Source organism: Hydrogenophaga sp. UC242_53, assembly GCF_042696965.1.
Lineage (GTDB): Bacteria > Pseudomonadota > Gammaproteobacteria > Burkholderiales > Burkholderiaceae_C > Hydrogenophaga.
On record NZ_CP170552.1, the window covers coordinates 2,828,504 to 2,841,092 of the forward strand.

Sequence of the window (12,589 nt, forward strand, 5' to 3'; positions counted from 1 at the left end):
TTTTTTTCTGGGTGGCGCACGCCTCAGGCTTCGCGCGGCCGCACCACCAGTTCCGGGAAACCGGTGGCGGGGTCGGCCTCGCGCGAGAAACGCCATTCGGGCAGCAGGCCCAGCAGCACCTCGGCCGTGGTGCGCACGCGGCAGCCCGGCACCACGTGGCCGCCGAAGACGGCACCGCTGGCGGTGGACACGGCCATGTGCAGGTGCGAGTGGCTGCGGCCCTCGCCGTCCACCCCCACCGTGCCCGACAGGCTCAGGATCTCGCTGTCACCGTCCAAGGTCTGGGCCTGGTCCACGCCCGCGAAGCGCAGGCGCGCATCGCTCAGGCTGCCGATGCCCGAGATCACGAACGCGGCCTCACAGCCCTGCTCGCGCACTGCCGCCTCCAGGGCCGAGCGCAAGTCCTGGCCGGGAGTGAGGCGGAGCGGCAGGGTCTTCATCTCGTTCACGCCGACTCGTCCACTTCGGCACCCAGGTCCCCCGCAATCAGCTTGAACTGCTCCAGCGCGGCTTGCAGGTCTTCCACGATTTCCTGCGCAATCACATCGGGTGCCGGCAGGTTGTCGCTGTCTGCCAGCGAATCGTCCTTGAGCCAGAAGATGTCGAGGCTGGCCTTGTCACGGGCCATGATGTCTTCATAGCTGTAGTCACGCCACCGCCCCGTCGGCTGTTCGGCGCTCCAGGTGCCAGGCGCTGGTTGCGGTTGGCCATGTTGTAGAGCGCCACGAACTCGTCCAGGTGCTCGCGCCGCAATGGATTGGTCTTGAGCGTGAAGTGCTGGTTGGTGCGCAGGTCATAGATCCACAGCTTCCGTGTCCAGGGCGTTTCGCTGGCGGGCTTCTTGTCGAAGAACAGCACATTGGCCTTGACGCCTTGTGCGTAGAACAAACCTGTGGGCAAGCGCAGCAGGGTGTGCAGGTCGCATTCCTGCATCAAACGACGGCGAATGGTTTCGCCCGCCCCGCCTTCAAAAAGGACGTTGTCGGGCAGCACCACCGCCGCGCGCCCGTTCGTGCGCAGCAGCGTCTTGATGTGCTGCACGAAGTTGAGCTGCTTGTTGCTCGTGGTGGCCCAGAAGTCGTCGCGTTCGATGATGTCTTTTTCCGTGCTCGTGCGGCCGTCTTCACCCACGATCACGGTGCTGCTTTTCTTGCCGAACGGCGGGTTGGCCAGCACCACGTCAAAGCGCGCGCCGGGATCGGCGCCCAACGCATCACCCACCACCACCGGCACCGACTTTTCGGATCCGATGCCGTGCAGCATCAGGTTCATCGCACACACGCGCGCCGTGGCCTGCACGAGCTCGTAGCCGGTGAAGGCCTTTTCCTTCAGGTGTTTGAGCTGGTCGCGTGTGAGATTCTTGTGGTGCGCGGTGATGTGGTGGTGCGCGGTGAACAGAAAACCGCCCGTGCCACAGGCCGGGTCGCAAATCGTCTCGCCCGGCCGCGGGCCGATGCAGTCCACCATGGCCTGAATGAGCGCGCGCGGCGTGAAGTACTGGCCCGCGCCGCTCTTGGTGTCTTGTGCATTGCGCTCCAGCAGGCCCTCGTAGGCATCGCCCTTCACATCCGCGCCCAGGATGGTCCAGGTTTCCGCGTCGATCAGGTCCGCCACCACGCGGCGCAGCTTGGCCGGGTCCTGGAACTTGTTTTGGGCCTTGGCAAAGATCAGGCCCAGCGTGCCGCGTTCCAGCCCGAGGCGCTCCAGGGTGTGGCGGTAGTGGTCAAACAGTGCGTCGCCATCTCGTGCCAGCAGCTCGGGCCATCCATAGCCCTTGGGCACGATGCTCGCCTGGTTATGCGGCGGCTGGCTGCGCTCATGCGCCATCTTGAGAAACAGCAGATAGGTCAGTTGCTCCACATAGTCGCCATAGCTCATGCCGTCGTCGCGCAGCACATTGCAGTAGTTCCAGAGCTTCTGGACGAGGGAATGGGTGTTGTTGTTCATGCTCAAGCAAAAAATGAAATCTGACTCAGACGCGCAAGGGCAGTCTCTTCGCGCTCCGGGTCGCTCAGGAGACCGGGCAAGGCATTGGTGAAGGTTGGCAAGGCCAGCAAATTTGCCACCGACCGGGCGATATGCAACCGCACATTGTCGGGCGCGGCCTTGACCTCCTTCACAAGGGCTGCACGCCCCTCCACCACGGTCATGATGTCCTCCAGATCATGGCTCACAAACACATCGTTGCGACCGCGATCCTTGAAGGCTTCGAACTTGGTGGCCAGGAAGTACGGCGCCGAAAGGTGCCGTAGAACCAAACCGTCTTCCCCTGTGGCCTGCTCCGCCGATTCGAAGCCCGCCCGGTACCACGGGTTGGCGAAACCCAGCACCTTTTCGTCCAGCGGGGCCAAGTCCAGTTGCAGGCGGTTCCAATACCAGCGAAACGGTGGCGTGTTGTCCGCCATGGTCTGCTTGAAGCCGCGTTGCGCCAAGTGCTCGGCCAGCTGGTGGTAACCCGCCAGTGACGTGACTTCCACGATGGCGTCCACATCTTCGGTGGGCCTCACGTCCATCAAGCCTGGGTTGTCGATGAGCAGCCCCGTGGCGCAACCGCCTACGAACACCACCTGCTCGCACAGTGGACCCATCGCGCGCGCCATGGCCATCAACAGCGCCAGATTCGGGTCAGCCACGCGGCGAATCCTTTTGCGGCGTGGGCGCACTCGGGTCGATCAAGGCCTGCAGCCGCTCCATGGCCATGTTCCGCTCGCGCGCCTTGCCCACGCGCAGAGCATCGAACAGCGCCAGCATGTCGTACAGCTTCGCGTCCTGCATGGCGGCAAAGGGCACAGAAGGGTGCAGCGGCTCCACCCCCATGCCGCGCACCGATCCGTTCGGGTGCGGCCAGACAAAGTCTGTGCTGCCGGGTGCGAACACGCCGGCAAACGCGGGCGCGCTGTGGCTCGTGGGCACCCCGACCGCCAGCGGCAGACGCACGCCGGGAAAAGCGTACTTGGCCCCGTGCAGGGCGAATTCCGCCAGCGCCTGGGCATGTACGCGCACCGGGTTATCCGGCAGCCCGACATCTTCTTCCGAGTGCACCGCACTGCGGCGCACCCGTTTGCGCGTGACCCGATAAATGCCCTGTGGCTCCCGCAGCGCTTGGGCTCCCGCGCCGGCCGCGCCCGCGAACGAAGCCGCCGAAGCGCGGTTCTGCAGCAGCAACCCGGACAGCAAACCCCGCTTTACCGAAGCATGGGCTTCCGAAGCGCTCAGCCCCAGCTCCTGCGCCAGGCGCGCATACGTCCAGCGCTGGTCGCCCCAAGCCACGAGCTTGAGGGCGACGAGAAAATCCTGGGGTTTGAGCTGCATTTGTTCAATATTCTCGATTTGCGAATATAGAATTTAACAGCCAAACGGCTTTTCCGCAAGTCGACACGGCAGGCCGTCAGGGATACAGCACCAGATCGCCCACCACCTGGATGACCTTGGCCTCTTCCAGACGCCGAGACAAGGCGTCCGCGTCTTCGGCCGTCGCTCCCTGCCCCACGATGGACTTCAGGTGGCGCAGCAGAGAAGTGAGCTTGATTGGGCGGTTCTTCCCCATCTTGGCCAAGGACGCTTTCGCCCGCGCCAATACCTTGTCCGCTGGAGCGGGCGTTGTCTGGGCCGTTGCCTGCACCGCAGACGCCGGCATTTTGGTCACCGCTTTTTTCGGCGACCGCCGTCTTGGCAGGCACCTTCTTGGCCGGTGCCTTTTCGGCCACAAGCTTCTTGGCTGGTGGCGCCACTTTCTTGGCCGGTGCGGCCTTCTTTGCCGTGACCTTCTTCGCTGGCGCGGCCTTCTTGGCGGCAGGCGCCTTCCTGGCCTTGAACCCCACCCGCGTCGCTCTGAACTCCAGCAACTTGGCGTGACCGAGCATCGAGTCATAGCCCTTGTCGTTCGCCACCACCACCAGGTTGGCCTCCGGGTGTTTGGCGGCCAGGTAGCCCAGGTAGAACGACAAGTGGAAGTCCAGCGCGTTCTTGCCCTTGCCTGAGTGCGGCACCAGCGTCACCCGCTCATGCGCCGCCTTCAGTTGCTCGGCGCGTTTGGTCTGGTTCGGGCCATGAAACAGCCATACATCGGTGAGCTTCGGCGCGATCTTCAACAAGTCTTCCATGCCGGGCTGAACATTTTCGAAGTCCACCAGCAAGTGTTGTTCTTTCATGTTGTCCCCCTGGTGGCCAATCGGCTTCGGCACGCCTCGCACAACCGTTGTTTACATCATCCTTGCTTGCTCTCAGCTTCTTGCAACTCTTTCAGCGTTCGCCCGCGGGAGTCTTTCCAAACAGTCCGGCCATTGGTCACGCTCCCCAGCACCATATCGGACGCCGCTGAAGGAGACGTAAAGGCAAAATCCTGAGCAAACCTGTAGCAGCTCTCGTCAGGCACCAGTACGCCGTTCGCGATCAGTTCATCACGGCGCCGAACGCTTCCCGGGAAAGTCTGAAACGAAGGCGTGACGACCTGCACTGCCTGTGAGCCTTTTTGCACCACAAAGCCTTGGCTCGACTCAAACCCAGCAGCTGAAAACGCCCTTTGCGCTGCATGTCATCAACGTTCCAGCCTCATAGATGACCTCTCGTCCAGCGTCAGGTACTTCAGCTGGCGGGACCGGTCTCGGAGCAACCTGTTCGAACGCATGCACCCCCAACACCGGCAGCATGCCCAGAATGTGATCCAGAAACACCAACATGTCCGACCGGTCCGCCTCGCTCAGGCTGGGCTCGCTGGGATAGTTGCCGTTGTCCAACGGCACGCGCTTGGCCGCGCGGGCCAGCGCGATCAGCCGCGCCTCCAGAAACTGCACATGCGCCTTGTTCATCAACCCACCCACCGCCACGAAACCAATGGCGCGGGTCCAGAAGTCTTTCTGCGCGTAGTGGCTCTCCAGCCGGGGGCGAATGGGGTCGCCCTCGCCCACGTACAGCAGTTCACCCTCGCCGTCCGGCCGCGGGCCGAGCAGCAGGTACACCCCGGTCTGCTGCAATTCGGGCCGGGCCTTCACCTGCGGCAGCAAGGCCCGCGGGAACACCACGGCGCGGGCGCTGGCGTTGAAGCGCTCGACGATGCGCAGGCCGTCAGGATCGCCGTCGGCGACGAAGATGCGAAGGGAGAAAGGCTGAGTGTTGGCTGTCATCCTAGTCCAGCGCAGCAATCGGTATCGCAATGGCCTGCATCGCACGACTGTTCGCTTCGTAGACCTTGCTTTGCATCAACGCCCTCATTGGCACCCGGCGGTTGCTGTAGTGCGCTTCTCGATGATGGTTGGGACAAAGAGCAATGACGTTGGTTTCGCCATCCCCGCCTTTCTCAGACAAGGGGATCACATGATGAGTTTCCAAGAAAATTCGGCCGTCATATTTCACAAACCCAAGCGCACCACAGAATTCACATAGCCCAGCGGCTCTCCGAAGCACACGCTTCCGTATTTCAGCACTGCGAACAAAGACCTTTCCGTTTGCATCGCGCTGCTCCGGAGAGTGATAGTGATCACCGGGGACCTCGTCAAACTGATCAGTGAAGCGATCTGGCTCAGCACCACGTGTCACGACGCAAGCACCAGTTGTCTGATCGTAGAAGGTAATGGCCCATGGCTCGGGGTCCAACGCTCTTCGATAAACGTGGGAAGGCTCCGCATCAGGATCTTCTGCCGTTCTCATTTCGCCTTGGCAAACAATCACACGAATCGGCATCTTGGTCCTTGCTGACTGCTGAATACAGCGGTCCATTCTGGACGCTCGACGCTCCCAAGTCTTTCGTCCGGCTCTTCCCATGTCGATACCGAACTGACGTGGATTGATTTCCTGGCGCAATGTCTCGCCCTGCTCTTTCATCGAGTCAAACCAAAGATTTAGAACGACAACCTTGCCTGGTTCTACGAACGCCCATTCGTAACAGTACTTCGGATTGCTCGCGGCGCGTTCCGGCTTGGGGCCACTCTTGAAGTTTGACCAATCAGACACGTTCACCCCAGCTTCGCGCACAAGGTCAATAACGCGGCGATGTCCTTTTGGATCCACTTCACTCAATATGTTTGACATCTGCTCTTTCAAGTTGCATGAACTCAAGGCTACCCTTCAGTGTGCCCAACCAAGCTCCCGCAGCAAAAAACCCAAATTGTGTAGGCACAACTCTGCGTCCTCTTCAACGGGCAACCGAAGCGACCTAGAGACCTGCTCATTCGACTTGCCGCGCACATGCAAACGGGCCAACAATTGACCGACCCAAGCCGCACATTGCTTGGACGGGTTCACAGTTTCCATGGCCTTTGCCAGTGCCGCCAAGTCTTTGCCAGCAAAAGCCGAGTCCCCCGTGTCTGCAACCAGCCAGCGAGACAACACGACCGTCATCGCATTACGGCATTGATCGATGACGGAGACAGGTGTTTCACGGAACGCCGAATCCAGCACACGGTCCACCGCTGACCTGACAGCCGCTCGATCCGCTTCAGGAATGGCGGAGAGTGCGAGTTCGGGCAACACACCGAATGCACTCAGCGCCTTGAGTGTCAACATGACATCGTCACCGAGCACCATCTCCGCTTGGATCACCCGCCAAGCCGATGAGCCACGCACCTGCCCGATGAGCAACGTTTGTCCGAGGCCGCCATTCGGCATGTGCAGCACAGCGGTGCAAGGCATGTAGGTGTACAGCCTGCGAGTACGCCCACCGCCCGCCACGGAACGGAGTGCGTTCTCAATAAGTGGATGGCCTGCCGTAAGCACGGACTCTGGTTGGCTTTGGCTCTGAGGCTGAAATAGCCGCCCACGGCGTACTCGAGTCACCGTGTCAAAACTGTCCTCCCGGAACACCCAGGCAAACGGATCAGAAAACAAGCCTTTGGGTGGTGCGCTCCAGTCCTCGGGATTGGTGATCAACTTGGCCTGGGAGAGAAGCGGTGGAGGCAAAACGGCAAACTGCGGCGCACTGGCGCCTTCATATACATGGCCGGTATCGCTCTCAAACCCGATGCGCATAGTTCAGTCCGCTTTCATGAAAGCTTTGGCAAGCGTTGCTTTCCGCAACGAGTGCGCACGCAGGAGGTTAGCTGCAACTTCGGCCTCCACTTCGCGAATAACTGACAGGCAACGATCAAGCTCTTCGACAATCCGCACCTGCTCCCCAATGGGCGGCAAAGGGACTACGAACTTCCGGATGTGAGCGAGCCCCAAATCTGGCTGCGCAGTAGCGCGAACGTCTCGCTTGATCTGAGCCGTCACTACCTCTGAACGCAATGCTGCAATCAAGAATCTGACCGGGAAATTTTCTCTAACGGGCTTGAGGATCGCGACACTGTAAGACGCCTGAAACGGTGAGTCGACCGTCACCGCTCTGACCTCACCAACAGTGCCATATCGAGACAATAGTACGTCACCGCGCTCTGGTTTCACCTTTCGGCAGAGTGCCTCGTAGTCTTCTGACGAAATTCGTTTGGCTCCCGCGAAGTCGATGCCTTCATCGTCCAAGAAGTCCTTCGTACTGACGTACGGGACACCGTCCTGCTGCCCCTTTGGCATCCTGTGATCCACGTCAGCGATCTGAAGATGCAATTGCTCTAGCGAAGCCCATGTCCATCCTTCCGGAATGTCCACGCGGCTCACGTTTGTGAGGAACTCGGGTTCTTTGTACTTGCCACGCCCAGCCCACTGAATACGTCGTTGTTCGAGGATTCGTTGCAGTAGTTGGTTGCCAGTTTCGTAGCTGCGGCCTTCGCGGTGGGCGAGGCTGGCTTCGGTTTCTACGAGGCGGCCTTCGACGGCGGCTTTGAGGATGGCGGCTTTGTAGCGTTTGAGGTTGGCCTTGACGCGCTGGAGGTTGGCGACGGCTTCGTCGAGGCGGGAGAACTGCTTTTCGATTTCGGCGACGATCTCGCCCTGTACTTCTCGAGGAGCCACTGGGATGGGCAATTGCCTCAACACGCTCAGATTGATACGTGGTCGCGTGGTGCCCTTTGTGTGTAGTTCGAACTGTTTAATGATCTCTGGGGAGTTGATTGCGTAAGTGAGGTATCGGCGATCAACTTGGTTCTCATCTGGTCGCACCCGAACCAAATCCGCAACGATTACCCCACGCCCAATCGACTCAGGAACGATGCAGGCCTTGCCCAAAGGGTCACCGAGCTTGGTGATCAAGATGTCGTCTGGCTTGAACTCGTGGCGTGCCAAGTCCTGTGCTTTCTCAAGTGTCAAAAATCGAATGTTCTTAGTAACAAAAGCATTGCGATCAATGTTTTGCAAGCGTGCGATTGGAACGCCCTCGCTCACGTACTCTGAAGCCTTCAGGTCGGACCCGAAAGGCCCATCGACCACATCCTGCCTTGGATTTTTCGTGAGGCTCTGCAACGGCTTCCAAGCCCAGCCTGCGGGCAATTCGCTAAGAGCATTGAACTCAACGAGTGCGCTCACGCCGCCAACTCCCGATTCAGCGTCTCAATCACCTGTGGCAGCTCAGCCCCAAACAACTGATGCACCTTGCCCAGCCCGCCTTCCTGCTCAAAGGGGGCGTAGCTGAAGTCTTCGATGTCGATGCCGAGGTTGGCGGCTATGTGGTCGCGGATCATTTCTAGCCAGTGGAGTTGGTCGGGGGTGAAGGGGGAGCCCTCACCCCTGCCCTCTCCCGCACGCGGGAGAGGGAGTTGAGATTGTTGTGCGAACCAGGCTTTGAAGTTGGCTTGCACCCGTTCGGGGTACGGCACGAGTTCGTTGTCTTGTTGCATGGCGAAGCGCACCAGGCTCACCAGATCGGTGAGCAGGCGGCGCTGGCTGGTGCCTTTGACGCGGGTCTTGTTGAGCGCGGCGTAGGCCTGCCACAAGGCGCTTTCGTCGATCAGGTGTGGCGGGCTGTGCAGGGCGTCGGCCAGGGCCTTGATGTCTTCGAACTTCAGCGGAGCGCGCACCGGGCGGTTGTAGAGGATCTGCAGCGCGGTGATCTCGTCCTTGTGCTGGGCGATGAAGGCTTCGAAACTCTGCACCAGCTCCTTGGCGCGGTCGCTGCCTTCGGCAAAGCCGGCGTGCAGCAGCGCGTCTTGCGTGACGGTGTCGATGACGAGATCGGCTTTCTGTCTGAGCTTGAGGATGAGCTCGCGCAGGGTGGGGTTGGTGAAGGGTTGGGCGGCTTGTTGCAGGCGTGATTGCTGTGCGAAGGGGGTGGAGTCATCGTCTTCTTCGGCATTGAGGGCTTGCACGATGCCGCGTGCCAGTTCGCGCAGGCTGTGGCCGCCGCTGGCTTCGATGATGCGGGCCTGGTCTTCTTCGTCAAGGTCCTTGTCGAGCCGGCTCAGGCGGGCGGCCACGCTGCTGAGCACTTCGTCTTCCACATTGCCCAGGGCCACCGCCTGCAGCAGTTTGTCGAGCGGCACGCTCTTCTTCTGGTCCAGGGGGCGGCTGTCGGTCTTGTCGCGCTCGCACACGCCCACACAGTCGACGATGACGAAGTGGTCTTTGCGCAGGTGCTCGCCGGGGTTGACCTGCATGAGGTCGGTGGGGTTGCACACGCGCACGCCCCGGCCTTTCATCTGCTCGAAGAAGCTGCGGCTTTTCACCGAGCGCATGAACATGACGATTTCGACCGGTTTGATGTCGGTGCCGGTGGCGATCATGTCCACGGTGACGGCCACGCGCGGGTAGTAGGCGGTGCGGAAGTCCTTGATGAGCTGTTCGGGGCTGGTGCCGGTGGTGCGGTAGGTGATCTTCTGCGCGAACTCGTTGCCGCGGGCGAACTCTTCGCGCAGGATCTCGACGATCTTTTCGGCGTGGTTGTCGTCCTTGGCAAAGATGAGTGTCTTGGGCAGTTCCTGCCGGTGGGGAAACAGGTCCACATTCCAGTTGTCGCGCAGGGTCCGCACCACGGTGCGGATCTGGTCGGGCGTCTGCACGGCGCGGTCCAACTCAGTGGGGTCGTATTCAAAGTCTTCGTCGAGCTGCCAGGCGGTCTTGCGGCGGGTGGCTTTGTCTTGGGTTTCCAGCCAGTAGCCCTTGTCCACCTTGGCGCCGGCTTCGGTCACTTCGGTCTTGATGCGGTAGACGTCGTAGTTGACGTTGACGCCGTCGGCCACGGCCTGGGCGTGGCCGTATTCCATGACCAGGTTCTGGTTGAAGAATCCGAAGGTCTGCTTGTTGGGCGTGGCGGTGAGGCCGATGAGGTACGCGTCAAAGTATTCCAGCACCTGGCGCCAGAGGTTGTAGATGCTGCGGTGGGCTTCGTCGGTGACGACGATGTCGAACATCTCGATGGGGATGGCCGGGTTGTAGCCGATGGGCTCGGGGTCCTTGAACAGAGACTCGGCACCTTCCGTGCTAGTCTCGTCAGCCTCTTCGGGCAGGTCTTTGCCCTTGAGCATGCTGAACATGCGCTGGATGGTGCAGATGACGACGCGGGCGCTGGTGTCCAGGTTGTTGCCTTGCAGGTGCTGGACGATGTACTCCTCGCCAAACTTGTAGTTGTTGTGCGGGCTGGCGTAGGCGTCGAACTCTTTCTTGGTCTGGCGCGCGAGGTTGCCACGGTCCACCAGAAACAGCACGCGCCGGGCACCACCGAACTTGATGAGCCGGTAGATGAAGCTGATGGCGGTAAAGGTCTTGCCGCTGCCCGTGGCGATCTGGATCAGGGCCTTGGGCTTGTTGGCGGCCAGGCTCTTCTCCAGGTTCTGGATGGCCTTGATCTGCGCGGGCCACAGCTGGTAGCTGGCGCCGCCACTGCCCCATTCGGTCACGAGCGGGGGCATCTGCTGCAGGCGGGCGAGGAAGGTGCCGGATGAACCGTATCTCGCCGCTGGCTCCTGTACCGTTCGCCCTGAGCTTGTCGAAGGGTGGGCTTCGACAGGCTCAGCCCGAACGGGAGTGAGCCAGTGCAGCAAGAGATCAGGCCGGTAGAAGGCGAACAGCGGCCGGGCGCGGGGTGCAGGGTCCAGCCCGTTGGTGAAGCGGGTTTCCACCCCGGTAGACTCGAACACGAAGGGCAGCGGCCGGCGCCAGGCCGGCAGACTGACGGGCAGTCCCTGCGCATATCGGGCGCTTTGCCCTTCCACACCACTGAGCGTGGCGCCTTCCTTCTTGGCTTCGATCACGCCACAGGCTTTGCCGTTGACGTACAGCAGGTAGTCGGCGTAACCGTGGCCCGGGTTGAGGGGAAACTCGCGAATGGCGACGCCTTTGACTGCGCCATCACCTGCATGGATGTTGGCGTTGCGCAACACTGCAGACGTGCCAGCCCGCTGCGATGAGCAATGCGTCGATGGTCTGGCGGGCGCGGGCCTCGGGCGTCATGCGTGTGGTAGTGGCGTTGTTTCCTCTTGTTGCATTCTAGGGGGCGGAAGGCAAGGTCACCGTCACCGCCAGCCCGGGGTGTGCATTGCGCACCGCGAAAGTGCCCCCGTGCGCCTGCGCCACCAGCCTGCACAGGTAGAGGCCCAGGCCCACGCCGCCGGCGTTGCGCGTGCGCGCGGTGTCGGGGCGGAAGAAGGCCTGCGCAAGGTGGGGCAACTGGTCGTCGGGTACGCCGGGGCCATGGTCGCGCACTTCGAGTTCGATGCCCTGCCCCGCTTCCAGCGCGCGGATGTGCAGTTCCACCGCCCGCGGCGCGCCGGTGCTGTGGCGCAGTGCGTTGTCGAGCAGGTTGCGCAGCAGCAGGCGCACGCGGATCTGGTCCAGCGGCAGCGTGGGCAGGCTGTAGGGAGCGTGCAGCTGGATGCTGCGGGCCGCGGGCTGCGTGATGGTGAGTTCGTCGATCACGTCACGGGCCAGCGCAACCGGGTCGGTGGGCTCGCGACTCAGCGCCTGGTGGCGCCCGGCCAGTCTCTCGCTTTCCAGCAGGTCGCTGATGAGGCGGGCCATTTCGCTGAGGTCGCGCAACAGGGCCTCGCGCTGCGGGGCGACGTCGACGCCCTCGGGCAGCAGCTCGGTGTTGAGCCGCGCGCGGGTCAGCGGGCTGCGCAGCTCGTGGCTGATAGCCAGCAGCAGGGAGCGCTGGGCGTCGAGCATCTGCTGGATGTCCTGGCCCATGGTGTTGATGGTCGCGGCCAGTTCGCCCAGTTCGTCGGGCCCCCGGGGGTGGCGCACAGGAATGGGCTGGTCGAACCGGCCCGCGCCGAAGCGCAGGGCGCCCTGCCGGATGTCGTCGAGCGGTCGCAGCAGGCGGCGCACGTACAGGAAGGCGAGCAGCGTGAGGATGAGCAAGGCCACCAGCGTGTAGCCCACGATTTTGGGCCGGCGGTCGAACACCGCTTCGTTCAAGCCGAATTCCAGGCGGTGGCGATCGGCCGTGGTGCGTTGCAGCAGCTGTTGCCAGTCCTTGTCGTCGCCCCAGCCGGCGTCGTCGTCCGCGCCCCGGTCCCGGGCCCGCTCGCGCAGCCAGTGCGGGCGCTGGTGGTCGGGGTGCGAACGCCAGTTGACCCGCGGGCCGACGATGTCGATGGTGAGCGGCAGGCGCTGCGTGAGGGCTTGCGCGCGCTCGATGCTGGGGCTGCCGCCGGCGGCCACATCGGCCGTCAGGCGGTCCACGTAGTCCATGAGCACCGGGCGCGCGGCCTCGCGCCAGCCGACCGAAAAAGCCTTCTGCGCCCCGCTGATGAAGGTGAACGACATGGCCAGTGGCCAGCAGCAGGAA

Annotated in this window: 12 protein-coding genes; all 12 read right to left on the reverse strand. The window is 62.1% G+C overall.

Translation table 11 applies throughout. From position 1 onward, the window contains the following. Positions 1 to 23: 23 nt before the first annotated feature. The gene (locus ACFJI0_RS14190) at positions 24 to 440 is read right to left on the reverse strand and encodes a PPC domain-containing DNA-binding protein (protein WP_382325651.1); all 417 of its coding nucleotides are present in this window, start codon (positions 438 to 440) and stop codon (positions 24 to 26) included. A 100-nt stretch (positions 441 to 540) separates the two neighbouring features. Beyond that, entirely contained in the window at positions 541 to 1,947 is a 1,407-nt protein-coding gene (locus tag ACFJI0_RS14195; protein ID WP_382320573.1) for an N-6 DNA methylase, read from the reverse strand. Between the two features lie 2 nt (positions 1,948 to 1,949). After that, complete coding sequence (locus ACFJI0_RS14200; protein WP_382320574.1) at positions 1,950 to 2,633, reverse strand: hypothetical protein; 684 nt, start codon at positions 2,631 to 2,633, stop codon at positions 1,950 to 1,952. Next, a complete protein-coding gene (locus ACFJI0_RS14205) occupies positions 2,626 to 3,312 on the reverse strand; it encodes a hypothetical protein (RefSeq protein ID WP_382320576.1) in 687 nt (228 codons plus the stop codon). Before ACFJI0_RS14205 ends, ACFJI0_RS14200 begins: the two co-directional genes overlap by 8 nt. Next, on the reverse strand, positions 3,213 to 4,151 hold the full coding sequence (locus tag ACFJI0_RS14210) for a PIN domain-containing protein (RefSeq protein WP_382320579.1): 939 nt from the start codon (positions 4,149 to 4,151) through the stop codon (positions 3,213 to 3,215). The genes ACFJI0_RS14205 and ACFJI0_RS14210 overlap by 100 nt, the downstream gene beginning before the upstream one ends. A gap of 56 nt (positions 4,152 to 4,207) precedes the next feature. Continuing rightward, entirely contained in the window at positions 4,208 to 4,477 is a 270-nt protein-coding gene (locus ACFJI0_RS14215; RefSeq protein WP_382320581.1) for a DUF4357 domain-containing protein, read from the reverse strand. Between the two features lie 19 nt (positions 4,478 to 4,496). Then, positions 4,497 to 5,123, reverse strand: a complete 627-nt coding sequence (locus ACFJI0_RS14220; RefSeq protein WP_382320583.1) for a GIY-YIG nuclease family protein — start codon at positions 5,121 to 5,123, stop codon at positions 4,497 to 4,499. A gap of 1 nt (position 5,124) precedes the next feature. Next, positions 5,125 to 6,039, reverse strand: a complete 915-nt coding sequence (locus tag ACFJI0_RS14225; protein ID WP_382320584.1) for an HNH endonuclease — start codon at positions 6,037 to 6,039, stop codon at positions 5,125 to 5,127. Between the two features lie 24 nt (positions 6,040 to 6,063). Continuing rightward, positions 6,064 to 6,963, reverse strand: a complete 900-nt coding sequence (locus ACFJI0_RS14230) for a hypothetical protein (RefSeq protein WP_382320586.1) — start codon at positions 6,961 to 6,963, stop codon at positions 6,064 to 6,066. 3 nt (positions 6,964 to 6,966) lie between these two features. Continuing rightward, on the reverse strand, positions 6,967 to 8,391 hold the full coding sequence (locus ACFJI0_RS14235; protein WP_382320588.1) for a restriction endonuclease subunit S: 1,425 nt from the start codon (positions 8,389 to 8,391) through the stop codon (positions 6,967 to 6,969). Continuing rightward, positions 8,388 to 11,177, reverse strand: a complete 2,790-nt coding sequence (locus tag ACFJI0_RS14240) for a type I restriction-modification enzyme R subunit C-terminal domain-containing protein (protein WP_382320590.1) — start codon at positions 11,175 to 11,177, stop codon at positions 8,388 to 8,390. Before ACFJI0_RS14240 ends, ACFJI0_RS14235 begins: the two co-directional genes overlap by 4 nt. A gap of 109 nt (positions 11,178 to 11,286) precedes the next feature. Further along, on the reverse strand, positions 11,287 to 12,567 hold the full coding sequence (locus tag ACFJI0_RS14245) for an ATP-binding protein (RefSeq protein WP_382320592.1): 1,281 nt from the start codon (positions 12,565 to 12,567) through the stop codon (positions 11,287 to 11,289). Positions 12,568 to 12,589: the final 22 nt, after the last annotated feature.